This is a genomic window from Bartonella sp. AP65SXKL, from assembly GCF_042195725.1.
Lineage (GTDB): Bacteria > Pseudomonadota > Alphaproteobacteria > Rhizobiales > Rhizobiaceae > Bartonella.
The window spans coordinates 101,242-124,649 of record NZ_JBHIOW010000004.1; the positions used below are offsets into that span (position 1 = coordinate 101,242).

At 39.2% G+C, this 23,408-nt stretch carries 23 protein-coding genes and 1 pseudogene; 17 read left to right on the top strand and 7 right to left on the bottom strand.

The features are described 5' to 3' along the window. Positions 1–225: 225 nt before the first annotated feature. The 4 genes from ACFIMP_RS03950 to ACFIMP_RS03965 form a co-directional block, all read right to left on the bottom strand. A complete protein-coding gene (locus ACFIMP_RS03950) occupies positions 226–624 on the bottom strand; it encodes a conjugal transfer lipoprotein TrbH (protein WP_375686017.1) in 399 nt (132 codons plus the stop codon). A 632-nt stretch (positions 625–1,256) separates the two neighbouring features. Next, positions 1,257–1,625: a helix-turn-helix domain-containing protein gene (locus ACFIMP_RS03955; protein WP_375632054.1), complete on the bottom strand. Its 369-nt coding sequence runs from the start codon at positions 1,623–1,625 to the stop codon at positions 1,257–1,259. A gap of 604 nt (positions 1,626–2,229) precedes the next feature. Continuing rightward, on the bottom strand, positions 2,230–3,273 hold the full coding sequence (locus ACFIMP_RS03960; RefSeq protein WP_375638273.1) for a tetratricopeptide repeat protein: 1,044 nt from the start codon (positions 3,271–3,273) through the stop codon (positions 2,230–2,232). A gap of 364 nt (positions 3,274–3,637) precedes the next feature. Then, positions 3,638–4,003, bottom strand: a complete 366-nt coding sequence (locus tag ACFIMP_RS03965) for a helix-turn-helix domain-containing protein (RefSeq protein ID WP_375686018.1) — start codon at positions 4,001–4,003, stop codon at positions 3,638–3,640. Positions 4,004–4,500: 497 nt separating this feature from the next. Between ACFIMP_RS03965 and relB the strand changes: the two genes are divergently transcribed. From relB to ACFIMP_RS03980, 3 genes are read left to right on the top strand one after another with little or no spacing between them, the layout of a single operon-like run. Then, complete coding sequence (gene relB, locus ACFIMP_RS03970) at positions 4,501–4,689, top strand: type II toxin-antitoxin system RelB family antitoxin (RefSeq protein ID WP_375611750.1); 189 nt, start codon at positions 4,501–4,503, stop codon at positions 4,687–4,689. Further along, on the top strand, positions 4,689–4,823 hold the full coding sequence (locus tag ACFIMP_RS03975; protein WP_375686040.1) for a hypothetical protein: 135 nt from the start codon (positions 4,689–4,691) through the stop codon (positions 4,821–4,823). Before relB ends, ACFIMP_RS03975 begins: the two co-directional genes overlap by 1 nt. After that, the gene (locus ACFIMP_RS03980; RefSeq protein WP_375686039.1) at positions 4,768–4,977 is read left to right on the top strand and encodes a type II toxin-antitoxin system RelE/ParE family toxin; all 210 of its coding nucleotides are present in this window, start codon (positions 4,768–4,770) and stop codon (positions 4,975–4,977) included. The genes ACFIMP_RS03975 and ACFIMP_RS03980 overlap by 56 nt, the downstream gene beginning before the upstream one ends. 276 nt (positions 4,978–5,253) lie before the next feature. Here the strand turns inward: ACFIMP_RS03980 and ACFIMP_RS03985 are convergent, their stop codons facing one another. Next, the gene (locus ACFIMP_RS03985; RefSeq protein WP_375638276.1) at positions 5,254–5,991 is read right to left on the bottom strand and encodes a TIR domain-containing protein; all 738 of its coding nucleotides are present in this window, start codon (positions 5,989–5,991) and stop codon (positions 5,254–5,256) included. Positions 5,992–6,299: 308 nt separating this feature from the next. Continuing rightward, a complete protein-coding gene (locus ACFIMP_RS03990) occupies positions 6,300–6,962 on the bottom strand; it encodes a thiamine phosphate synthase (RefSeq protein ID WP_375686019.1) in 663 nt (220 codons plus the stop codon). Positions 6,963–7,328: 366 nt separating this feature from the next. On the opposite strand from ACFIMP_RS03990, the gene ACFIMP_RS03995 reads away from it, so the two are divergent. The 10 genes from ACFIMP_RS03995 to tolB all read left to right on the top strand — a co-directional run bounded on the left by ACFIMP_RS03995 (position 7,329) and on the right by tolB (position 19,478). Next, the gene (locus ACFIMP_RS03995) at positions 7,329–8,471 is read left to right on the top strand and encodes an OpgC family protein (RefSeq protein ID WP_375666267.1); all 1,143 of its coding nucleotides are present in this window, start codon (positions 7,329–7,331) and stop codon (positions 8,469–8,471) included. Positions 8,472–8,652: 181 nt separating this feature from the next. Beyond that, positions 8,653–9,171, top strand: coding sequence for a DUF1465 family protein (locus ACFIMP_RS04000; protein WP_375649927.1), 519 nt, complete (start codon positions 8,653–8,655; stop codon positions 9,169–9,171). Between the two features lie 1,591 nt (positions 9,172–10,762). Beyond that, the gene (gene ruvC, locus ACFIMP_RS04005; protein WP_375613206.1) at positions 10,763–11,278 is read left to right on the top strand and encodes a crossover junction endodeoxyribonuclease RuvC; all 516 of its coding nucleotides are present in this window, start codon (positions 10,763–10,765) and stop codon (positions 11,276–11,278) included. Between the two features lie 13 nt (positions 11,279–11,291). Then, positions 11,292–11,906 carry a Holliday junction branch migration protein RuvA gene (gene ruvA / locus ACFIMP_RS04010; RefSeq protein WP_375611757.1) on the top strand — a complete coding sequence of 205 codons (615 nt, stop codon included), beginning with the start codon at positions 11,292–11,294 and terminating at the stop codon, positions 11,904–11,906. 13 nt (positions 11,907–11,919) lie between these two features. Continuing rightward, positions 11,920–13,014: a Holliday junction branch migration DNA helicase RuvB gene (gene ruvB, locus ACFIMP_RS04015; protein WP_375613207.1), complete on the top strand. Its 1,095-nt coding sequence runs from the start codon at positions 11,920–11,922 to the stop codon at positions 13,012–13,014. 211 nt (positions 13,015–13,225) lie between these two features. Then, complete coding sequence (gene ybgC / locus ACFIMP_RS04020) at positions 13,226–13,666, top strand: tol-pal system-associated acyl-CoA thioesterase (RefSeq protein ID WP_375611759.1); 441 nt, start codon at positions 13,226–13,228, stop codon at positions 13,664–13,666. Between the two features lie 1,734 nt (positions 13,667–15,400). Then, positions 15,401–16,114: a protein TolQ gene (tolQ, locus tag ACFIMP_RS04025; protein ID WP_273790464.1), complete on the top strand. Its 714-nt coding sequence runs from the start codon at positions 15,401–15,403 to the stop codon at positions 16,112–16,114. Positions 16,115–16,129: 15 nt separating this feature from the next. After that, positions 16,130–16,582, top strand: coding sequence for a protein TolR (gene tolR / locus ACFIMP_RS04030; protein ID WP_375613208.1), 453 nt, complete (start codon positions 16,130–16,132; stop codon positions 16,580–16,582). A 107-nt stretch (positions 16,583–16,689) separates the two neighbouring features. Next, positions 16,690–18,114 (top strand): cell envelope integrity protein TolA, encoded by a 1,425-nt coding sequence (gene tolA, locus ACFIMP_RS04035; protein ID WP_375686020.1) that lies wholly within the window; start codon positions 16,690–16,692, stop codon positions 18,112–18,114. A 38-nt stretch (positions 18,115–18,152) separates the two neighbouring features. Beyond that, positions 18,153–19,478, top strand: coding sequence for a Tol-Pal system beta propeller repeat protein TolB (tolB, locus tag ACFIMP_RS04040; RefSeq protein ID WP_375613209.1), 1,326 nt, complete (start codon positions 18,153–18,155; stop codon positions 19,476–19,478). Positions 19,479–20,567: 1,089 nt separating this feature from the next. Here the strand turns inward: tolB and ACFIMP_RS04045 are convergent. Then, entirely contained in the window at positions 20,568–21,314 is a 747-nt protein-coding gene (locus ACFIMP_RS04045; protein ID WP_254492472.1) for a YebC/PmpR family DNA-binding transcriptional regulator, read from the bottom strand. 368 nt (positions 21,315–21,682) lie between these two features. On the opposite strand from ACFIMP_RS04045, the gene ACFIMP_RS04050 reads away from it, so the two are divergent. From ACFIMP_RS04050 to ACFIMP_RS04065, 4 genes and pseudogenes are all read left to right on the top strand, one after another. Continuing rightward, positions 21,683–22,378, top strand: coding sequence for a DUF1013 domain-containing protein (locus tag ACFIMP_RS04050; RefSeq protein WP_375611764.1), 696 nt, complete (start codon positions 21,683–21,685; stop codon positions 22,376–22,378). A gap of 6 nt (positions 22,379–22,384) precedes the next feature. Continuing rightward, entirely contained in the window at positions 22,385–22,528 is a 144-nt protein-coding gene (locus ACFIMP_RS04055; protein ID WP_375613210.1) for a hypothetical protein, read from the top strand. A 52-nt stretch (positions 22,529–22,580) separates the two neighbouring features. Further along, a complete protein-coding gene (gene pal / locus ACFIMP_RS04060; protein WP_375611765.1) occupies positions 22,581–23,102 on the top strand; it encodes a peptidoglycan-associated lipoprotein Pal in 522 nt (173 codons plus the stop codon). 52 nt (positions 23,103–23,154) lie between these two features. Further along, positions 23,155–23,408: pseudogene (locus ACFIMP_RS04065) on the top strand (tol-pal system protein); the annotation flags it as partial.

Here is a 23,408-nt window from a genome sequence, read left to right on the forward strand (position 1 = left end):
AATTCACTAGGGTGTGGGGCATTTTCATTATTTTTAGTATTCTTCTTTTCTTAAATCTTAAAGCTATAATTTACACTATTTTGTATTGTCACAATCTATAATAAAATTTATCCACTCTGGCTAAAAATGAGGTTTTTTATTGAGGTGCAAATCTCTTTGCCTTTCGCAAGAGCTTTTAAGTCTTTACGTGTAAAATATAGAGTATGTTTACATTAAATAGCGGGTTCATCTGGGCTGAGTATTTATATAAGAACGCGGCTCTCCGTTCACGTTATACTGAAAAAGAGACACTATAGTGCTACTATTTAATCTTATTCTATAACTCAAATTCACACCCATGTTTTGTTGCTTTTGAGGTTGATCTGTATAGATCACATTATATCCATTCCGTCGCAACAGATTGATAAATAAAGGAGTAAAGTTGTCTGCTGTATTATTTTTCTTTATAAGAAGTGTGGTTGTAGCTGGTGGTAAAAACCCTTTGTTACCGCTAATAAATTTGTTAGCAACTAATTGTGCCTGACGCTTTGTAAGACTTTGATCAACATAATTTGATGAATAATTGCCTACAGATGCGCAACCAACCACCAACACAACCGGTGACAGCAATAAATATTTTAACATCTTTAATTCCCCTTACTTATTGTTGCTCTTTATTTGCGAAGCTCCTCTTCCAGAAATAAGAGCAACTTTACTTATAGCACATTAACAACATATCGGTATCTAATCAATCGGTTAATTAATCAATGAATAATGGTTTCAGCTGTAAAGGCTGCTTGAAGTGCTTCTGGTGGCGTATATTTTAATAAACAGCTGCTTTTAGTGATTATGATAAAAAAGCAATTTTTTGCGTTTGCATGTTAAGATCATGTCCTCTATCACCATTATAAAATGATGCGTTAGGTTCTGTTCCAGATCGACCAAAAAAATTTTCAAGCATTGCTTTTTGAGGGCTGTCTTTTTTTAAATACGTATGAATGCTTATTCTGTTTGCTGTAAAATACTGTCGTTTGAGGTGTGGTGCTATAAGACATAAAACTTTGTACATGTGATGTTTTTATGAGAGTGTGTGGTGAATATTTGAGGGAGAGCTTGTCCGGATAATCTTGTGAAATGAACCACATAAAATGGGAAGCTAAAAGAGTTCTGTTCTGAGAAGACGGATTGTTTCCCAACTGGATAGGGAAGGGGCTTCTGTCCTTTGAGGGGTGGGAGGCAAGTCAAGAATAGAGAGTGTAGCGCCTTATATTATGATGTTAAAAGCTTTCATTTTGATCAGAGAGTAATTGTAAAATGGCTCTTTGTTTTATCGAGGTTAGAACTCTAAATCTTTTTAAAAGTAGGTATTCCTCTGTACTTGATGCGATTTCATCATGAGAGTACGGGGGCTGTTGTTTTGTTAAGATATCTGCATAGAAAAAGACAAGTGGAACATTTAAGATATCGGCAATTTCTTTTAAACGCCCTGCGCTGACACGATTTAAGCCGTTTTCATATTTCTGGATTTGTTGGAAAGTAACACCTAAATGTTGACCTAATGTTTTTTGAGACATTTTTAGCATTTTTCGTCTCAAACGAATTTTTTTGCCAACGAAAATGTCATTATCAAGATTTTTGGCTCGCATTTTAAAGCCCCCGCCGGTTGCGAGCGCCCTCGCGTTGGTATTCCGGGAGTCTAAAAACACTGACCTCGAATCAGCATTTTGCTTTTAGTGCTTAAAGCACCTGGACATAGCAAAATCTCCCGGAATTCCGGGATACCCGCAAAGCGGGGTAAATTTATGTACGAGGTTTCGGATTTTTAGAGCCCTATTGGTCGTTGCGTATGCGACCAAAACACCTTTCAATATGTAAAGTAATTTCGGAGGCTTGGCAATAAAAAATAGCTTTTTACTGAGAGTCGGCGTGTTTTTCATCCAAGCAAAAAGAATGAAAAAATAGAGCTTGCGGAATTTTCAGGATAGCCTAGCTCTTTTGCTTATTGGGTATTGTTTGTTAAGCAAATGATACCAGTGCGTTTTCTTTACCAATGAAAATGTCATTATCAAGATTTTTGGCTCGCATTTTAAAGCCCCCGCCGGTTGCGAGCGCCCTCGCGTTGGTATTCCGGGAGCTTGAAAATACTGAATCCGAATCAGCCTTTTTGCTTTTAGTGCTTAAAGCACCTGGACAGAGCAAAATCTCCCGGAATTTCTATAAATTTTATCTTTTTGATGCAGAGAGGAGTATTTAAAAAACAGGAAGGAGCTTTATTGCTTCTTTGTGCGCTTTTTCTAGTTGTGCCTTATCCATGCCTTGGAGCATTATTTCAAGATCAGGAGCTTGCATTTTTGCTTCCTTTGCGAGCATATACCATGCCGCTGCCATTATTATATCGCCTTTTGTTCCTGTGCCATCTCGATAAAGCCTTGCAAGGGAAATCTGTGCTGGTGCAATCATGTTGACGGCATTTCTGTGAAGTAAATGAAAAGCACGCTGAAAATCTGTTTCTCCTCCACGCCCCTGTACAAGCCATTGTGCTAAATGAAGTTGAGCTTTTAAGTGGTTGTTTTGAGCCGCTACCTCCATGAGCTTGCGGGCATTGCGATCATCTTTTGGTCGCTTTAACGTGCCTAAGGAAAGAATTTTTGCAGCAGAAAAAGCCGCTTCAGCATCGCCAAGAGCAGCACCTTTTAAGTACCATTTTAAGGCTTGCTCTATTGCTTCATTTTCACGACTTTGGGAAGAAACACCAGGGAGAGCTTGTTTTTCCTGTGAGGCCTTATAAAGAAGCAGTTGTCCATAATAAAAATAGGCTTCCTTGACGCCTGCTTTGACAGCTTTTTGAATGAATTGCGCACCAAGTTCTTGATTTTGTTTTATAAAGTTACCATCAAACAACATAAGTCCATAGCGTAGTTGTGCTTGGGGTTCCCCCTGTTTTGCAGCGCGTTCAAACCATAAAGCAGCACGCGCACCGTCAATAGGAACAGCACATCCTTCCATATAAATTCGGGCAAGAAGAGTTTGTGCAAAAGGATCATTTTTTTCAGCACGTCGGAGTGCTTCACGAAAAGCTTTTAAATAATAACCTTGGATGTAATAGTCATAGGCTTGGTCATAGTCTCCAGCTTTTAAGGGCTGAAAGGGTTCTTGAGTGTTTGAAGCTTCTTGAATCGTATTGAAAGAGCTTTCAGAATTTGAGATTTCTTCAGTGTTTCCCGCTGAACTTACAGCAGAACTTGCAAGCCCAATCACGCCTAAGATAAGCAGCTTCACGCTTCTCTTGATCATGGTGTTTTCTCCTCATTACCGATCAGAATTTTCACATTTTTTTTTCATCATTACAAGCCGTATAAGAATCTCATTTCTATATTACTTTTTATCTCTCAGTTTTTCGTCTTGGTTCAAGGTAGGGTTGGGTAAGTTAAAAAAGTAGCATAAATGTCGACGAGAGACAGACTGTTTAAAACAGTTCTGTTAAAAATAATACAGTCCTGTTAAAAATAATAATGATGAAGGGTTATCGTATGTAAAGATGCTTATCTTCTATTATATCAAGGGCTTATCCCCCTAAAATGAAAAAATTCTTACAATGGAGGTTGCTTTTTAAAATACGTATGAATGCTTATGAATAGCGCACGCTATCCGTGTGATGTTAGCTTGCATTCTCATCAGAGATCAGCTGTAAAAAGGCTTTCTTTTTTACCGTTGTGAGAGTTCTAAATCTTTTGAGCAGCAGGTATTCCTCTGTGCTTGATGCGATTTCATCATGATGATACGGGGGCTGGTGTTTTGTAATGATATCGGCATAAAAAAAGGCAATGGGAACATTCAAAATATCAGAAATTTCCATTAAACGCCCTGCGCTGACACGATTTAAGCCTTTTTCATATTTTTGAATTTGTTGGAAGCTGACGCCTAAAGCGTGCCCTAAAGTTGTTTGAGACATTTTTAGCATTTTTCGTCTCAAACGAATTTTTTTGCCAATAAAAAGATCAATATTAAGATTTTGAGATTGCATTTTTCCCCGCCGGTTGCGAGCGCCCTCGCATGAGTATTCCGGGAGCTTGAAAATACTGAGTTCTAGTCAGCCTTTTTGCTTTTAGTGCTTAAAGCACCTGGACATAGCAAAAACTCCCGGAATTCCGGGATACCCACAAAGTGGGTTCATCTTTACGCTAGAACTTAGGGTTTTCAAGGCCCCTTTTGGTCGTTGCGTATTCGACCAAAACATCTTTTAATTCATAAAGTAATTTCAGGAAATTTACAATAAAAATAGTTTTTTACTTACAAAATTTGTTTTTTAATGAGAGGCTATCTTCCTCTTAAATCTCTCTGGAATGATTGTCAAAATCATGACATTAGCCCTCGTGTTTTTTGAGAGGGTTAAAAAGCCTTAAGTTTTAAGATCAAAAGAACTTTGGACGCTTAAAAGTTAAACATTTTCAATTCGCTAATATTAACAACATAGACAAGAGTAATTATCTCCAATATTCAGGAATAGAAAGGACATATATTATGAAGACCACCCTTTCTCCGCTAATTTCAGAGTTCGAAACCGTTGAACAGGAAAGCAGCTACACTGCATGGCTGCGCGATAAGGTAGCGAGCAGTCTTGCAAATCCATATCCTCCTATTCCGCATGATGAGGTTATGGCTGAAATGGAAGTTATAATCAGTCAGCTTGAAGCTGAACAGGACAAGTGATGCTTCCGGTTTTGGTTGTCTTCGGCGCGCGACAATTTGCGTCAGATGTTACCTATATTGCTCGCGAAAATCCATCTGCTGCGCGCGCGCCGAATGAAAAGGTTTTTGGAAGCATCCGTACTGCCATTGGCTGAACATCCATATTTATACAGACAGAGTGAGAAGGTATTAGGATTACGAGAAATTGTAGCACATCCAAATTACCTTATATTGTATCGAGTAGCTGCACATCAAATCGAAATTGTAGCTGTAGTACATGCCCGACGTGAATTTCCTATTTTTCTTTAATCTAATGAGAGGCTATCTGCTTCTTAAATCTCTCTGGAACAATTACCAAAATCATGACAACAGCCTCCGTGTTTATCAAAGGGATTAAAATGATTTCTTCTATGGTAATGAATTTACACGCGGTCTCTTCATTAAAATTTGCACAATCGCTTGCTGTTTGAAGAAGGGGGGGTGATCGTTTCTCTGTGCTATAGGATGTGTGTCTGTGGAATGTGGTGGGGTGCCTTGTGGTTTTGGGCGTGCGCTTTAAAAAATAAACATAAGCATTATTCAAATTTACTTTAATGCATGAATTGTATCTGTATTAAAAGAGAAATCAGCTTTTTGTAAGCGCTTAATAAGTTTGGGAAATGTTTCGTTTACGTGTTCTTTAAAAGAAAGGTAGTAAACTCCACCAACATCTGAAAGCATTTCAATGCCTTCTTTTTGTAGAATAGCAATCCTCTCAAGAGGAAGTGCGGCAGCTAACATGCCCATTTCGAAAATAACGTTTTGTCGTGCACGGGGTTGAATTTTTTCTGCACCTTGAGATATAGCATAACCCATGTCATCATGCGTGAGGAGTACAATACCAAAACTTATAGAACTGTCACAAATTTCTTTTTTCAAAGTTTGAATGATGGGTAAACCATTACCACTCGTGTTTTGTAAGATATATGGTTCGAGACCAAGCTTGAGAAGAACATTTTCAAGCTCCGTTAAGGCATAACAATCATGACCATGAACGATAAAAATTTTTTTATTTGAAGGATTGGAGGCAGTTTTTGAGGAAGGAATCGTTGATGTTTCTTCTATATGCTTTGCTAAATCTTCTATTAACTTTTGTTTTATGTTTGCGCTGCCTTGAACTTGAAGTTTTCCTGTGCTTTTAAACCAATTAGTAGTGCCTCCTTCGGAGGTTTTGATCTGATATCCTTCAGGGGATGGATGTGATAGAGGTTTAGTTTCTTTGATTTGATATCCAGCTTTGCGAATTATGTTTTTAAGATCTTCAAGTGTTCCGCTATATTGCATTTTTATGTCCCCTGCATATTTGTATCGTCAGCTATTGGTATTCAGTACCAATATTGAAAATGACCATTTTCCCCAATCACAATGCTTTGTCTTTATAAGACATTGAACGAGAAAGTTTCTATGATCCTTTTTTCTATATATTATATGAAAAAAGACGCTAGTTTTTTATCAATTTGATTGAATTATTAAGCAATTTTATTGAGTTTCGAGGTATTCTCTTTATCTGTTATTGTGTGTTCTATATAAGTAATATAGTGGTGAGTATTTGGATTTTTATTAACACTTTATTTATAAATTCTCCTCCTATATTACAAGGGGGTTTTCTCACATTTTTCTTGCATTGTTTTAAGCAGTATTAAGGGGTTGTCGTTCCCAAAAATCACTTCTTCTACAGCAATGAATTCACATCCAGTCTTTAAGACTTCATCAAAGGTTGAAAAATCGCTTCCTGCTTGGATAATGGCGGGGGTTTGCATAATTTCTGCCCACCATGTTGCTAACTGGAGATTGCGGGGGTGCGCTTGGGGTTTTTTATCAGCACCGAGTTTTCCAAAGAACAGGTAATCAACACCTGTTTCCGCTGCAAGCATAGCACTATGGCGATTGCGTAAATTGCCAAAGCCTATAATTTTTTGTTCCTTTTGCTGATTTTTGAAGCTTTCAAGAGCGTTAAGATCATTTTCTATGTGCAATCCATCAGCCTTTATGCGCCCAGCAATGCGGCTGTCATCAGCGATGAGAAGGGCTGCGTCATGATGTTGAATATCTTCTGCGTAAGTTTGCGCTTGTTGTTGTAAAAAAGAGCTATCATCTTTCAATTTTTCAGAATCATAGAGGATGACGCATGCAAAAGACTTTGTTTGCAAAATTTGCCGCAATAATGCGTGTGGGGTGTTGCGCCGAACATCAAGTGTTAAAATCAACTGAGGGAAAAGAGGTGGATCAATTGGTTTATTTTTTTGTTCTGTCATGTCAAATCCCTGTTTCTTAGAAAAAATAACGCTTAAAAATTAAAGTTTCATTCTATTATGCTTATTTGCGATGAAAGTGACCACCATTTTCACGTAATTTAAAGGATTTGTGGGTGTGTGGAAGCCTGTTTATGAGAAATGAGAGTGTTTTTAAGCATAATATGTCGCCTTTTTGTTGTGATACACGTATGGACGCTTTTCGTTCTTTTGCCTTTAAAAAACTTTTGCTTTTAAAAAAATAAACGCTTAAAATGAAACTTGACTCTTAAAAATTAAAATTTCATCCTGTTCATGCTTGTTGGCAATAAGGGTAAGCACCATTTTTATTGGGACTTCAAGGGGTTTGTGACGTGTGGGAGTCCACTGATGAAATACCAAGGTATTCTTGAGCATAATACTCAACCTTCTCATCGTGATACACGCATTGATGTTTTTCGTTCTTTGGCCTTATTGACGATTTTCATCAACCATATTCCCAGAACGATCTATGAGTCTTTTACTCATAGAAACTTCGGTTTTTCTGATTGTGCAGAAGTGTTTGTTTTGCTTTCAGGGATTGCTCTTGGGTTAAGCTTTCATGGACGATTACAGCAAAAATCCTTTGCTTTTATTATCCGAAAACTTTGGTACAGAGCTCTGCAGCTCTATGGTGCATATCTTTTTACGACTTTTGTCACGTTAAGTCTTTTTTTTGCTGCCTTTTTATTATGGCGAACAGAAAAACTTTTATCGATGAACAATGTGGGACTCTTTTTTAAAGAGCCTGGTATCGCATTTTTGAGTACCTTAAGCTTTGGGCATCAATTGGGATATAATAATATTCTTCCTCTTTATATCGTTTTGATGTTTTTTGCGCCTTTTATCCTTTATTTGAGTTGTAAGCAGACAAAATGGCTGCTTTTGGGCTCCTTTACACTGTATCTTATCTGCGGATTTTACAAAATTGCTCCTCCTTCTTATCCTTTAAAGGGAAAGTGGTTTTTAAATCCTTTGTCTTGGCAATTCTTATTTGTCATAGGATTGACCAGTACTTTAGCGCTTAAACAAGGAAAAAAAATCGCTTTTCAGTCTTTTTGGATTGTTTGTGCGGCAGCGTATCTCTTGTTGGCGCTGTTATGGGTTCGCTTAAATTGGTGGGGCATTTTGGGGTGGCTTGGCTGGTCTTCCCCATTGTTGAACTTTAATAAAACCTTTTTAAGCTTGCCACGTTTACTCCATGTTCTTGCATTAGCCTTTCTCATTCTTTCTTTGCCGCGCATCAATAAATGGTTTTATGTCTCTCAGAAACATCCTTTAGCAATTTTAGGCAAACATAGTTTACCGGTCTTTGTAACGGGAACCATTTTTGCGATGTTTGGACAAATTATAAAAACAGTGATGACAGAAACGGTTTTTTCCGATACCCTCTTAATAATAACGGGTATTGCTTTGCAATTTGGAGTCGCTTATTATTGTGAAAAACGGCAATCTTGGCAGTGGTCATTTTCAAGGAAAATGATCCGTTTATAAAAAACATTCCTATAGTGTTTATTGGGCACGTTAACCTTAGTATAAAAAGTGCGTTGCGCAAAAAAATTAAAAGAGGTAGCAGTTTTAAAAAAAAAGCGTTCTACACAGCAACAAAAGAAACTTTTTAATACTCTGTTCGTTGAGTGGTATAATTTTGTGCTGATACTTGGAGTATAAAAGCGTGAGTGTACATAAACGTCCATATGATGAACCTATTATCATGATTGAGCATAATGCTTTTGAAAATGCTTTTAATCGTCTCTATGAAGAAACAATGGCGCTGATTGAAAAAACCGCAGCGTATATTGACTCAGAAGGGAAATTAGTAGCACGCTCTCTTTCGGCAGAGGTTTCTGCAATCTATGCAAAAGAGGCTATGTATTTAAGTACACGACTTATGCAAATCGCTTCTCAACTCCTTCTTCTTCGCGCAGAGCGTGAAGGGGAAATGTCATCAGAACAAATAAAAAAAGAAATTGTAAAAGTGTCACTTCATACACCGACATTGGAACTTGAAACCCCGCATTGGCATGAATTGCCAGAAATTTTTCGCCAATTTGTTTCTCATTCATTGCGTTTAGAAGCGCGGATAACCTATATGCGTGCTGGGTGGGAAACTGCGGCCTCCTGTGCTCTAGAAGATGATAATCCAGTGGGAAAACAAATCGAATTGCTCAAAACAGCCTTTGGGCGTTCTTAGAGGTACTCCCTTGCTTTGTGCGAAGGGGAAATATCATCAGAACAAATAAAAAAAGAAATTGTAAAAGTGTCACTTCATACACCGACATTGGAACTTGAAACCCCTCATTGGCATGAATTGCCAGAAACTTTCCGTCAATTTGTTCTCATTCATTACGTTTAGAAGCGTGCATTTTGTTTCATTTAGAGATGCGGCTGTAGTTTAAGCGCTTTGGTCAATAAGCGGCGGCTGTACGTTTAAGCGATGATAATCCAGTGGGAAAATAAATTGAATTACTGAAAACAGCTTTTGGGCGTTCTGAGAAGAATAGCTCCTTGCTTCTTTCTTACGATATTTAGAGCAGTATACCCATTTTTTTTTACAACCGAAATTTCACAATTAAAACTAATCTAGAGTGTTTTTTTCTGCCTAATTTCTATTTGGCGTAGAAATATCTTGAGCTTATAGCTTAGAGGGGGTGTATAAGTATTGATTTCGAATATGGCATGGGATGGAGTATGGTTGGTCTTATGGAAATCGACTTTGGTTGATTGCAGCTGGAACACTTTCTGTTGATCTATCGTGTGATTTTGTTTTGGTTATGATAATGATCTGGCTCTAAGATAGAGTAGGGGCTTGTACATCAATTTATTTATGCTCTATAATTTATGCCTATAAAGCTGCTGTAAAGTGTGTTAATGAGGATGATACACATTGTTACAGTTTTTGGGCTTCTTTTGTTTTGAATGGAAGGTATTTTCCCTCGCGTAAAGTAAAATATCCAAAATAAAGTGCCATATAATGAATGCCCCATGGGTTCCCTGTGCCCCCATGCAATGTCCCTCTATATGCAATGTCATTGTGGTGTGATGAGTATATTCAAAAACACCTCTCAGTTCTTATTCACATTCGTTGAGCTCTCCTCATCTTTACGTTTGCAACAGAGCACGCCGGCACGATCATCATATTTGCCAGTTCTCAATGTTGCGACAAGCTCTTGGCACTTGAGTCAATTTATTAGAGGCATTTTTAGTCCTTTCTTGTACAGTTTCACTCTATACGGCAATCCCACGTTTCATATGTAAGAGAATGGTTTTGATTGCTTCAATATAAACAGATTTGTAATGAGAAAATCTTAGGATATTCGGGATTCTTATGCAACATACAAAATAATTAATTATCTTTGTAAATCAATGTGTTGAGTTATTGTGGTAGCGTCATGCTATAATGTAAAAAGTTTCCGTAAAGTGTATACTATCCATTGCATAGCCTCTTTATACTTATGAATGTGCAATCCAGCACTGATCTATTTGCTCGTTTGCGATGTTTAACCATTATGGCATTGGAAATGATACAGAAAGGGAATTTTTATGCTTTAGAGGGTGCTTGATAAGGTGCTTGCTTGTGATGTGTGAATGGTTTTGATTGATTTCAGTTATGCTTCATAAAGTGTATTCCATAAAGATGCTGTTCGTTGTGTGTTATAATTGTATAAATTTGGGGGATATGATTATCTTTTTACTGGTTTTGTCTTGGGTTGCTGGTTTCTTTGTGGTCTTGTCTTTATTCACATCTTTATTCACAGGGGGGAAAAGTGTATAGACTGTAGTTTATGGCAGAGACGATTCGTATTATAGGTATTGATCCCGGATTACGGCGTACAGGGTGGGGCGTTATCGATGTTGCGGGTAATCGTCTTCAGTTTATTGCAGCAGGGACGGTTTCTTCTGATGTACAGTGTGAGCTGGCTTCCAGACTATGTCAGATCCACAAAGGTCTTTCAGAGGTTGTGCATCAATTTATGCCCCATGAAGCCGCTGTAGAACATGTATTTGTCAACAAAGATGCTACAGCAACTTTAAAACTTGGCCAAGCGCGTGCAATTGCACTGCTGGTTCCTGCGCAAGCAAATCTTCCTGTTTTTGAATATGCGCCCAACAAAGTGAAAAAATCAGTTATTGGGGTTGGACATGGGGCTAAAGAACAAATCCATATGATGGTCAAAGTTCTCCTCCCACGGGCTGAATTTGATAGCAGTGATGCGGCTGATGCTCTTGCTCTTGCTCTTTGTCATAGTATGCACCGTAACAGTATTGACCGATCTTATCAGGCAAGGATGGCGATATGAGTGGGGTGGAAGCATGATTGGCAAATTAAAGGGCACTCTTGAACATATCTTTGATGATCATATCCTTCTTGATGTTCACGGTGTGGGGTATGTTGTTTTTGTGTCAAATCGGCTGCGTCCTTCTTTACCCTCTGTTGGGGAGGCGTTAAGCCTTTTTATTGAAACGCATGTTCGGGAAGACGCAATCCGCCTTTTTGGTTTTGCTACAAGAGCTGAACAGGAGTGGTTTTGTCTTCTACAAAATGTTCCTGGAGTAGGGGCAAAGGTTGCTTTGGCAATCTTGGGTACTTTATCGCCAGATGAACTTGCACAGGCTATTGCTTTAAACGATGTTGCGATGATTAGTCGAGCGCCAGGCGTTGGTAAAAAAGTCAGTGAAAGAATTGTGGGTGAACTGAAAAGTAAAACACTCCCCTTTGAACAAGCTGTCAAGACTGTTTCGGTTTCTCAGCGTGAGATGACCAATCAACCTGCGCATGATGCGCTTTCCGCGTTGATGAAGCTAGGGTTTGAACGGGAGCATGCATCTCGTGCTCTTGCTCTTGCGATGAATGCTCTTGAGGGGGAAACTGTTTCTTCTGCCCTGCTGATCCGCCATAGTCTCAAATTGCTTTCTTCTCCTACTTAAAATCAAGGTAACAATGCATAAAGATGAAGATAAACGCCTTCTGGGTTCCGCCCCCCTTCCTAACGATCCAGATCGTTCCTTGAGGCCACAAGTTCTCGATGACTTTATTGGTCAAGAAGCGGCGCGGGCTAATTTAAAAATATTTATTGAAGCAGCAAAAACGCGGCAAGAAGCGCTGGATCACGTTTTGTTTGTAGGGCCACCGGGGTTGGGAAAAACAACGCTTTCACAGATTATGGCAAAAGAATTAGGCGTTAATTTTCGCTCTACTTCAGGGCCGGTCATCGCTAAAGCAGGAGATTTAGCCGCTCTCTTGACCAATCTTGAAGAACGTGATGTCTTGTTTATTGATGAAATTCATCGCTTAAATCCGGCGATTGAGGAAATTCTTTATCCAGCCATGGAAGATTATCAACTTGATTTGATCATTGGGGAGGGGCCGGCCGCACGCTCGGTGAAAATTGATCTGGCTAAATTTACTTTGGTGGCAGCAACCACACGTTTGGGGCTTTTAACCACACCTCTACGAGACCGTTTTGGCATCCCAATTCGTCTCAATTTTTATACGATAGAAGAATTGGAATATATTGTGCAGCGTAATGCACGACTTTTTGCCGTTAAGATCAGTGATGATGGTGCTCATGAAATTGCACGCCGAGCACGCGGGACGCCTCGTATTGCCGGACGGCTTTTACGGCGCGTTTGTGATTTTGCTCTGGTTAAACAGGCAAAACAAATTGACCAAAAAATCGCCGATGAAGCCCTTTCGCGCCTTGAGGTTGATCATCTTGGGCTTGATCCGCTTGACCGCCGCTACTTGCTCCTGATTGCGGAAACTTTTTTAGGGGGACCGGTGGGGATTGAAACGATTGCTGCTGCTTTATCAGAACCACGCGATGCCATTGAAGATATTGTTGAACCGTATTTGCTCCAACAAGGTTTTATTCAAAGAACCGCTCGTGGACGCATTCTAACTGAAAAGGCTTGGAGCCATTTAGGGCTTTCTGCTCCAGCCTCTACAACGTCTATACAAAGGCGTTCTCAACTTTCTGATGCTCAAGACAATTCATCACTTCAGACGTCTTTATGGGATGGGGAAGATGATTAAGACATTCTCTTTATTAAAAGAAACTATGTGAATATTTTATAGCAAGGTCATAAAATACAAGAGACGTGCCTTCTTTTAGCATATTCTGGCTAAAAAGGTTTGGCACTATTAAAGATTTTTTGCTTTTCACAACTTCAACACAAAAATGTGTTCAATCTTTTGATTGATAGATAATTTGCTATATTAGATGATTTTATGGGATATGAAGTCGATGACAGAAATAACACCTTTTAAGAGCAATCATACAAACGCTTTTCATAATTTTCAGGTCCGCGTTTATGTTGCGGATACAGATTTTTCCGGTGTAGTTTATCATGCGCGTTATCTTGAGTTTTTTGAACGAGGACGTTCAGAGTTTTTACGGGATACCGGTTTTAATAATAAGATGTTAGCAGCAGGGGGTGAGGGGGAAAAACTGTTTTTTGTTGTTCGTCATATGGAAATTAATTTTTCAAGACCCGCTAAAATTGATCATCTTTTAGTCGTTAAAACACGTGTTACTCATATCCAAGGGGCCCGCTTTTTTATGGAGCAATCTATTTTGCATGAGATGACTACGTTGGTAACAGCCAAAGTTGAAATTGCTCTGATTAATGAGGAGGCAAAACCGCGACGTTTACCCAAAGAACTTTTTGCAAAAATGCTTGGTTAAAAGTGTTATTCATTGAATTAGCAGTTTCAGGAGAGATCAGCAGATATAAAGTAATCTATAATCTAAGACTATACATTTATCATAGCCTAGATGTTTTCTAACAAGGTTACACGATACAGCAAAAGAAAGCACCTCTGCTACAATAACTACAATAAATTGAAGATGATATCCCACAAAATTAAACACACCTCATCCATGTTATGATTCAAAAACAATGTCATATCATCCATTTTCTTCTATAAACTCAAGATATTTTCTTTCTTTTGAAGAAAGGTTTGTTGGCATCGGAAAGCAGCGAAAAAGTACAAAATATAAAAAGAAATAAAAATGGATTAAGATTTATTTTTATAAAAATGCACATACCCAGCGCAATATTGCAATAAAGTGATAATAAGCCATTAGGTCGAAAATTGTCTTAAAAACACCCAAAGGGTGTTTTTAAGCAATTTGATTTGTTTTTTTTACTGGATTGTCATTTGGCATCACAAGAGCGCGTGTTTCATCCATTTCTATCTATAATGCATCACTTTATGTGCGCTTCTAAGCGTAGTAAATGAGTGAGAGATCAATGTATACAAAGCAGAAATGCATTCTTGATTTAAAGTTTCAAAAGCATATTATTCTATATAATATATTGACTTAGAAAGATAAATTATCACTTCTCACGGGTACAAACCCTAATAGAGGAATAGAATAAAATACTTTACATTTCAAATCTGTTCATGTTGAAACAATTAAAATCATTTGCTTACGCATCATAAGAGAGCAATAAAAATCATTGAAAAAATTGTAAAAATGTTCCTTATGTATCATTTTCAATGCAATAATGATCAAATATCGCAAGTGAGCAAAGAGAGCGAAGAAGCTGGTTTTCATGAAGTAAAGACGTGAAAAGGCTTTTTTCATGTCACGGAAGCTTGTACGTTATACCATGGTGCCAGAGAGATGATAGGCATTGAAAGGGGCTAATTCACAACACAATGAGATTACATGAGACTTACACTAGATTATATAGGACTTATAATAGGGGTGCATGGGGGAGGCGCATTGTTGTGAGGTGTGGTAGGGTGGTTTAGTATCGTTTTTTGTGCCCGATGGTGTACCCCGTATTCAATTCGATGGAAAATGAGAGAAATAATAGCCTGAGGCAAAGCATAATTTTTCATGATGATAACATATTTATTTATAATGATAATTCACTGCGTTGCAATTTTTAGATAATTCTGAAACTTGTAAGATTTTTTCTTTTCAAGCTCTATTGCTGCGAATTAATTAAAAACATTTTCTTACATGTCACAAGCGGGGTTGATGAGTGGGTACAAAAACACTTAAGAAAGGAATAAAATGCCTCTTATGAATCTTTTCAAGTGCTAAGACTTATTGCAGCATTTTAAGCTTAAAACACGTATGATGATTTAGCGTTCTTTATCATAAGCGTAAAGATGGTGGTGCATAATAGATTTTATATTATGCATTTTTATATCTTTTATTTTTATAGTATTTATGGAGAAGTTCTTATCGTTATATTTTTCATAAATGCTGTTGTGAAATGAGGGGGGTGTGCATTGAGGGATGTCTCTCGTCATCACTTTTTAAGGAAATTTAAGAAACAAGTCTTGTTTTAGCGCATGGATTTATGTGAAACTAAAGTCTTTACTTAAATTTAGAAACTATAAAATAATCTGTTTTATAAAACTTTTAAAAATACACCTTTCATTTAGAGGGATAAAAATTATGCCGCATGGTGAACTAACAAATCCGGAAACAATTGGAATGTTGCATTTGTTTATGCAAGCGAGTTGGATCGTGAAAGGTGTTATGATTGGGTTGCTGCTCGCTTCCATCTGGAGTTGGGCAATTATTTTTGATAAAATTTTTACGTATCGGAGAATACGGCGTGAAATAAAGCAGTTTGAACGTACATTTTGGTCCGGCAAAGCGCTAGAAGATCTTTATGCATCATGCAAAAGTCAACGTACCAATAGTATATCCGCAGTTTTTATAGCAGCAATGGTTGAATGGAAAAAATCTCTTGAAAAAGGGACCCATACATCGAAAAGTTTGCAGAGCAGAATTGATAAGGCTATGGATTTGACGCTGGGACGTGAAAGTGAAAAAATAGAATCAAAATTAAGTTTTCTTGCGACACTGGGGTCTGCTGGACCTTTTATCGGACTTTTTGGAACAGTTATTGGTATTATGGAGTCTTTTCTTTCTATTTCAGCTTCTCAAAATACATCACTTGCCATTGTCGCGCCGGGGATTGCAGAAGCGCTTTTGGCAACCGCTATTGGTTTGTTTGCAGCAATTCCAGCCGTTATTGCTTATAACAAGTTGACTCATGAAAGTGCGCGCATCATTGCACAAATAGAAAATTTTGCCGATGAATTTTCAACAATTGTATCGCGGCGTATTGATGAAACACGCACAGCACCTTCCTCTTTATAAAAAGGAGCTTATCCCATGGGAATTTCTGTTGCTTCTTCTTCTCGCAAAAATACACGTAGGCGCTATCATTCACGAAGCCAACTGATGAGTGAAATCAATGTTACTCCTTTTGTGGATGTCATGCTGGTCTTGTTGATTATTTTTATGGTCTCTGCCCCCCTTTTAGTGAACGGTGTTCCTCTAGATTTGCCTCGTAGTCAAGCGGGTCCCGTACGAGCTCAAAAAACACCTCTTACGGTTTCACTTGACGCGCAAGGGCGCTTTGCCATTAATCAAGATTATTATGAAACGTCACAGGCCCTGATTGCACACCTTACAACTCTTCTGGAAGCAGATGCTACACAAAAAGATCAACGAGTTTTTGTGCGGGTTGCTAAAACTGTTGAATATCAGCAAGTATTAAAACTGCTGGCGGATATTCAAAAAGCGGGGTTTTCTCAAGTTGCGTTAGCAAGTTTAGCACAATAAATAATAAGTAATAAAATTGTGCATAACCGGTTGTTTTTAAGATGTTTTTAAAAGAGCATAGAGTGATTAAAAATGAAAAAATGTAAGGCATAAGTAAGGCATAAAGAATGAACAAAGACTCTTATCATAGTATGAAACGAGGCTTGGCTTTATCCCTTGTGGTCCATGTCATTTTTCTCAGTTGGGGAGCCGTTCAGTTTACAAACTCTGTCTCTTTACCACAACCGTTGGAAGCAATTCCCATCACTCTTGCTCCTTTGGTGGACGAGTTTTCCTCTCAACAAGGAGCCGTGAAGGCTCCTATCCGTGCAATCCCTGCCGTCAAACCAACTATGCAGCCACAAGAGAAAGAAGATGCACGCCATATTGGAGAGGGACAAATAGATAGTCTTGCACCATTTCAACCAAAGGAAAAGCCGCGTCCCGTTGAAACAGCATCGCCACCATCAAGCGAGAACACATCAGAAACATCTGCACCAGAACTTACAAAACCAGAATTATTAGAAGCAAAAACAGAGGATGCACCCAAGGTTGCGCCTGAGATGCCTTTGGAGGCACTGGAGGATGCGCCCAAGGTTGCGCCTGAGATGCCTTTGGAGGCACTGGAGGATGCGCCCAAGGTTGCGCCTGAGATGCCTTTGGAGGCACCGGAGGATGCGCCCAAGGTTGCACCTGAGATGCCTTTGGAGGCACCAGAGGATGCGCCCAAGGTTGCACCTGAGATGCCTTTGGAGGCACCACCGGAGGGTGCGCCCAAGGCTGCACCTGAGATGCCTTTGGAGGCACTACCGGAGGATGCCCCCAAGGCTGCACCTGAGACGCCTTTGGAGGCACCGGAGGATGCCTCTAAGGTTGCGCTCAAGCCTGCGCACAAAAATGAAGAAATGATATCGCCAAAAGAATTGGCTCCAACGGTCCCAAAAGTATCAGCAGAGCAGATTGTTCATCAAGCGCCCAAAATTGTACTTCCAGAAAAATCTCTTCTTCCACAGTTTAAACCAAAGTTTGACGGAGAATTTCCAAAGAAGAATGAGGCTGCATTGAATCAAAAGACGCCAAAGCTTAACAAGAAAAACCAAGAGAAACAGACCATTGAAGATATTTTAGCTCTGGAGGAAAATAATTTGCTCAATCGTGCGCGGTCACAAGGAGGGGGAGCAAAACGTTCTCATACACCAGAAGCTTTGGGTGCAAGAAAAAATATTAATGATACCACAAAAATGGCACAAACATTGGTCAATATTGCGGGGGGATGTATTCAACAGAAGCTTAAACTTGTGGCGCTTGGCGGCGATTTAAAAAATCGTCCGGTCGTGCGGTTGCGATTTTATTTAGACCGTGAAGGGATGGTTGTGGGCGATCCTATCATTGATCCCATAAGCGGCCTTGAGAGTCAACAAGCTATTATGATAAGGCAGGTGTATGCTGCTGTCTTTTCATGCCAACCTTATGCAGATCTCCCACGTGATCAATATGATCTATGGGGGCAAGGTTTTGACTTTAATGTTGATCCCCTCCAAGAAATAAGATGATAAACGAGAAAAAAGCGCTTAACGAAAGGACACATTCCATGATGACTATAACGAGACATAAAGTTTTTGCTTGGTTTATTGTCACTTGTGGGGTGTGGCTTTCAAGTATTTCATCGGGTTATGCGCAATTGAAAGGAACTATTTCGAGCGCTGATTTTAATCCCATTCCCATTGCAATTACAGACTTTATTTCCAATGATTCGATTGGGTTGAAAATATCTGCTGTGGTGACAGCTGACCTTGAACGGTCGGGGCTTTTTTTACCGCTTGATAAAGCAAATTTTTTGGAAAACATTTCTAATCCTAATAAACAACCACATTTTGCTTCTTGGCAGAAAATAAAAGCGCAAGGTTTAGTTACTGGGCAAGTCATGAGAGAAATCGATGGACGTTTGAGGGTCGATTTTCGTTTATGGGATGTGTTTGGACAAAGACAATTGAAAGGACGGCGTTTTTATACCGCGACAGAACGTTGGCGGCGTGTGGCACATATGATCGCAGATGAGATCTATAGTGAGATGACAGGAGAAAGTGGTTATTTTGATACAAGGATTGTTTTTATCGATGAAACAGGGCCTCAAAATGCACGCATTAAACGTTTAGCAATGATGGATCAAGATGGAGCAAATTTGATTTATATGTCTGATGGAAGTGAATTGGTGCTTACACCGCGGTTTTCCCCAAAAAGACAAGAATTGACCTATATGGCTTACGAGGACAATCAAGTACCTCATGTTTATCTCCAACAAATTGAAATGGGGCAAAGAGAGTTGATCGGAACGTTTAATAACATGACAATTGCTCCGCGTTTTTCTTCTGATGGACAAAAAGTTATTATGAGTTTGTTACAAAATGATGGGAGTGCCAATCTTTACACTATGGATTTACGAACCCGTACGATGACGCGACTTACAACAACTTCTGCTATTGATACTTCTGCTTCTTATTCACCGGATGGAAAACAAATTGTCTTTTCTTCAGATCGTAGTGGAAAGCCGCAAATCTATAAAATGAATGCGGATGGGAGTGATATTCAGCGTATTTCTTCAAACGATGGGAGTTATTCAACACCTATTTGGTCTCCACGGGGTGACTATATCGCCTTTACAAAACAATTAAGCGGACAATTTTCTATCGGTGTTATGCGCCCTGATGGACAAGGAGAACGAATTTTAACCACGGGGTTTCACAATGAAGGACCAACGTGGGCCCCCAATGGTCGTGTACTGATGTTCTTTCGCAAAAATCCCGGTATGGGACCAAAAATTTATACGATTGATATTACGGGTCGCAATGAACGACAACTCCCTACCCCCAATGATGCTTCAGATCCAGCATGGTCGCCTTTGCTCAATGTACAGTAAAACAAAATGCTTAAAAACAGAATATAGAAGGAATATAGTCTACACAGTCTCAAGTTTAAACAATCTCAATTGTCTTTAATTATTTAAAAGAAGGAATTGATTATAGTGGGTATGGGGAGTTATGTAGATTTCATCTATCATCTACGGTTGTTGATCGATAATGGAATTTCCTTGGGGGAAAATGCTTAAAAAAATTCAAAACAAGACCTTGAAAAAATAGAGTCGAAAATTCTGAGGTCTTTAGATTTCAACTTTTTATTCAAAGTGTCGCTATATATATTTTTTTAAACTTCTTCTTCAATTTTGTTTGTGAAGAGTTTGGTCTTGTCAGGGGGGGGTGCTGCTCTTTGATGTGTTTTATTCAAGTACGCGGTTGTTTTAGATCTGAATCTTGATTGATTGGTAAGAGCAAAAGGACAGATTTTTAAGATAAATGACGTTATTTTAGAAATATACGATGCCATAAAGTTAATGCCATAAAGTCAAAAATTTATCCGCAACGGATTAGAGAGATGTACCGGCTTTTTGTACAATACTTTGCTAAACAATCAGCTCTGGCTTTCCATTTGCTTATTTTTATTCTGTGATGTTGTAAAAACACTGTCCTTTGAAGTGTGGTGATATAGGGCGTATAAATAGGACAAACCTCTTGCTATATTTAAGTGTTTTTTAAGTGCATGGCGAATATTTAGGGGAGTGCATGTGTGTTGAGCCTTAAGTTTCAAGCGAATTCCATGGGTGATTCGTCATAGGAATACGTTAGGAAACCCCTAATTGTTTAGAGGCTAGATCATTTTCATCACTTGAGAGCGGAGAGAGGAGGTTCATCTTAAAGAACAAAAAGATCAAATGAGAGAGGGGATATAGGGATATTTTTTGGGGCATGTAAGAAGGGCGTGAGGCTACAGAGTTTTGTATGCTTTCTTTTTGGGATTATGTTTTCTGAAATTAATTGCGGTTTTCTTGTTGCACTGACAGCTTTTCCCCGCTATTGACGCGGGGCTTTTATATGTGCGGATAAAGAGGAGAGGTGACAGATGCTTTTGAAGCCCTCATGCATGAAGAGAGGGCTTATGCAAATGATGGGAATTATACAGACAATTTTGCCAAAATCTCATCACTGACATCAAAATTGGCATAAACATTTTGCACATCATCATCTTCTTCTAATGTTGAAATCAGCCGTAAAACGGACAAAGCTTTTTCTTCATCTATTGGTGCAAGGGTGGTGGCTTTCCAAATCGTTTTAATCGATTCTGCTTCACCAAGTTTTGCTTCAAGTGTTTTGGAAACTTCACCAATATCTTCAAATGCGCAGGTAATATGATGTCCGGTTTCTTCTGATTGCACATCTTCGGCACCGGCTTCAATTGCTGCATCCATGATGTTATCGGCTGTCCCTGCTTCTGGCTTATAGATTATTTCACCAATCCGATTAAACATGAAACTGACCGATCCTGTTTCCCCTAAGGCTCCTCCTGATTTTGTGAAGGCGGCGCGCACATTTGAAGCGGTGCGGTTGCGGTTATCAGTTAAAGCTTCAACAATGACGGCAACGCCACCTGGTCCATAGCCCTCATAGCGTACTTCATCATAATTTTCGACATCGGCGCCTGACGCTTTTTTAATCGCGCGTTCAATATTATCTTTCGGCATCGATTGTGCTTTGGCATTTTGAACAGCCAGCCTTAAACGTGGATTCATGGCTGGATCAGGAGCACCTTGTTTTGCTGCTACGGTAATTTCGCGCGCAAGCTTAGAAAATATTTTCGAGCGCATTGCATCTTGACGCCCTTTACGGTGCATAATATTTTTAAATTGTGAATGGCCTGCCATAGTTTTCCTTCCTATTTGAGGGCTTTCTTTCCAGTTGGATACTCTTTAGAATTTAAGACGATAAAGCACGCATCCCACCAGAATAAATGTGCCACAGCATGAGGTGAAATAATCGAATAAACCCTTTATAAGAAAATTCATCTTAAAGGTAAAGACACCTTAGTTGAGGATCATTACAAGAGAGATCTCTTGTCGTTGAGCAAAAATAACGCTATAACAGAATGTAATCTCATAGCAAAATGGTTTATTCCATGCCTCGCTTTGTTTTAGGAGTGGTTGGAGAGACCTAAACATATAAAAAAGTTCCAGTGCTCTTGAGTGGGCGGTAACCTGCCTCATAGAAGAGGCGCAGAAGAGGATTTATAAAAATGGCAACGCAACTTTTGATGCCCAAAGCAACAGCTGTTTGGTTGGTTGATAATACAGCTCTTTCTTTTGATCAGATTGCAGAATTTTGTAAATTGCATGTCTTGGAAGTAAAAGCTATTGCCGATGGTGATGCGGCTTATGGTATTAAAGGTTTAGATCCGATTAGTTCTGGGCAATTGACGCGCAGTGAAATTGCACGGGTGGAGGCTGATCAAAACGCACGATTGAAAATTTCTCAATCGAGGGTGCATATTCCTGAAAAAAAACGTAAAGGGGCGCGCTATATCCCTCTTTCTCGACGCCAAGATCGTCCCAATGGTATCCTATGGTTGGTTACGAACCATCCCGAGTTGAAAGATGCGCAAATTGCACGGTTGATTGGGACAACAAAAGCGACAATTGAACAAATCCGCCTTAGAACCCATTGGAATAGTGCAAATTTGGTTCCTCTTGATCCTGTAGGACTTGGTTTGTGTTCGCAAATCGATTTAGATTTTGAGCTCCAGCGTGCGGCGAAAAATCGTCCTGTTGCAGCAGAAGAAGATAGGTCGTTGCTTCCCGCTTCTGTGACGGAAAACGCTGCTCTAGAGGAAAATGAGAGTGAAGAAAATCTGCATAAGACTTTTGACGCTGATAAAGTTTTTGCAAAGCTGAACGCGCTGCAAAAAAATCGTCAAGATCAAGATGATGCATAAAAAGCCATGACGCATAAGGGAAACATTTCTTATGGAAATGTTAGAGGAATGGCTGAAGAGAAGAAAAATTGGCAGAGACTTAAAAGTAAAAATGAGGACGAAAAAACAGAAAAAATTTCTTCTTCATTAGGAATTAACGGTTATTCTTAAAAATATTTTTAAGAATTGACCCTTCTTTACGAAATTCAAGGAGAAACGGACTATGCGCTCTACCAAAAAAACCATCTCTCATTCCTTAGCTATCCTCTTTCTTTTCTCACTATGCCTGGGTGGGTGTGGCAAAAAAAATGTTGGTGCACTTAACGGTATGAATGGCGCTTATATGAATGATGCTGGTTTGAATCAGGTGTCACCAGGCTCAGGACAAGAATTTACGGTTAATGTGGGTGATCGCGTGTTTTTTGGTCTCGATTCTTCTTCACTTGATGCTGATGCTGAACGTATTTTAACGCGCCAAGCAGAATGGTTGCTTCATTATCCTTATTATTCTATTATGATCGAAGGTCATGCTGATGAGAGGGGAACACGTGAATATAACTTGGCACTTGGACAGCGCCGTGCTGTTGCTGTGCGAAACTATTTGGTGTCTCTTGGTGTGTCCGCACAACGGATTCAAACAATTTCTTACGGAAAAGAAAGACCTGTAGCAGTATGTGATGATATTTCCTGTTGGAATCAAAATCGACGTGCTGTGACAACGTTGAGTGACATGAATAATCATTAAAAAGAAGATTGTTTGTTTCAACTATTCAATAAGCTCTTAAGGGGAAAAAAGAATGTATCGTAAAATCAATTGGAAAACACTCTTTTATATGGGGGTTTTCATAGCTTGTTCTACTTCACTTGTTCAAAGTGCGGCACGAAAGGCTTCCGAATATCCTGCACATGATACGGATAAAGTTGATGCAGTTGATAAGGCAACTGATGACGTGAAGAAAGCACCTGAAGCAGCCGATAAAGCAGCATCTGATGCGGCGGAAAAAGCCACTGACGCTGTTGATAAGGCTGTCGATGCTGTGAAAGAAGCACC

Coding starts and splice junctions, on each gene's coding strand:
- ACFIMP_RS03950 (WP_375686017.1), bottom strand. CDS start 624: ATGTTAAAATATTTATTGCTGTCACCGGTTGTGTTGGTGGTTGGTTGC.
- ACFIMP_RS03955 (WP_375632054.1), bottom strand. CDS start 1,625: ATGCGAGCCAAAAATCTTGATAATGACATTTTCGTTGGCAAAAAAATT.
- ACFIMP_RS03960 (WP_375638273.1), bottom strand. CDS start 3,273: ATGATCAAGAGAAGCGTGAAGCTGCTTATCTTAGGCGTGATTGGGCTT.
- ACFIMP_RS03965 (WP_375686018.1), bottom strand. CDS start 4,003: ATGCAATCTCAAAATCTTAATATTGATCTTTTTATTGGCAAAAAAATT.
- relB (WP_375611750.1), top strand. CDS start 4,501: ATGAAGACCACCCTTTCTCCGCTAATTTCAGAGTTCGAAACCGTTGAA.
- ACFIMP_RS03975 (WP_375686040.1), top strand. CDS start 4,689: ATGCTTCCGGTTTTGGTTGTCTTCGGCGCGCGACAATTTGCGTCAGAT.
- ACFIMP_RS03985 (WP_375638276.1), bottom strand. CDS start 5,991: ATGCAATATAGCGGAACACTTGAAGATCTTAAAAACATAATTCGCAAA.
- ACFIMP_RS03990 (WP_375686019.1), bottom strand. CDS start 6,962: ATGACAGAACAAAAAAATAAACCAATTGATCCACCTCTTTTCCCTCAG.
- ACFIMP_RS03995 (WP_375666267.1), top strand. CDS start 7,329: ATGAAATACCAAGGTATTCTTGAGCATAATACTCAACCTTCTCATCGT.
- ruvC (WP_375613206.1), top strand. CDS start 10,763: ATGGCAGAGACGATTCGTATTATAGGTATTGATCCCGGATTACGGCGT.
- ruvA (WP_375611757.1), top strand. CDS start 11,292: ATGATTGGCAAATTAAAGGGCACTCTTGAACATATCTTTGATGATCAT.
- ruvB (WP_375613207.1), top strand. CDS start 11,920: ATGCATAAAGATGAAGATAAACGCCTTCTGGGTTCCGCCCCCCTTCCT.
- ybgC (WP_375611759.1), top strand. CDS start 13,226: ATGACAGAAATAACACCTTTTAAGAGCAATCATACAAACGCTTTTCAT.
- tolQ (WP_273790464.1), top strand. CDS start 15,401: ATGCCGCATGGTGAACTAACAAATCCGGAAACAATTGGAATGTTGCAT.
- tolR (WP_375613208.1), top strand. CDS start 16,130: ATGGGAATTTCTGTTGCTTCTTCTTCTCGCAAAAATACACGTAGGCGC.
- tolA (WP_375686020.1), top strand. CDS start 16,690: ATGAACAAAGACTCTTATCATAGTATGAAACGAGGCTTGGCTTTATCC.
- tolB (WP_375613209.1), top strand. CDS start 18,153: ATGATGACTATAACGAGACATAAAGTTTTTGCTTGGTTTATTGTCACT.
- ACFIMP_RS04045 (WP_254492472.1), bottom strand. CDS start 21,314: ATGGCAGGCCATTCACAATTTAAAAATATTATGCACCGTAAAGGGCGT.
- ACFIMP_RS04050 (WP_375611764.1), top strand. CDS start 21,683: ATGGCAACGCAACTTTTGATGCCCAAAGCAACAGCTGTTTGGTTGGTT.
- ACFIMP_RS04055 (WP_375613210.1), top strand. CDS start 22,385: ATGACGCATAAGGGAAACATTTCTTATGGAAATGTTAGAGGAATGGCT.
- pal (WP_375611765.1), top strand. CDS start 22,581: ATGCGCTCTACCAAAAAAACCATCTCTCATTCCTTAGCTATCCTCTTT.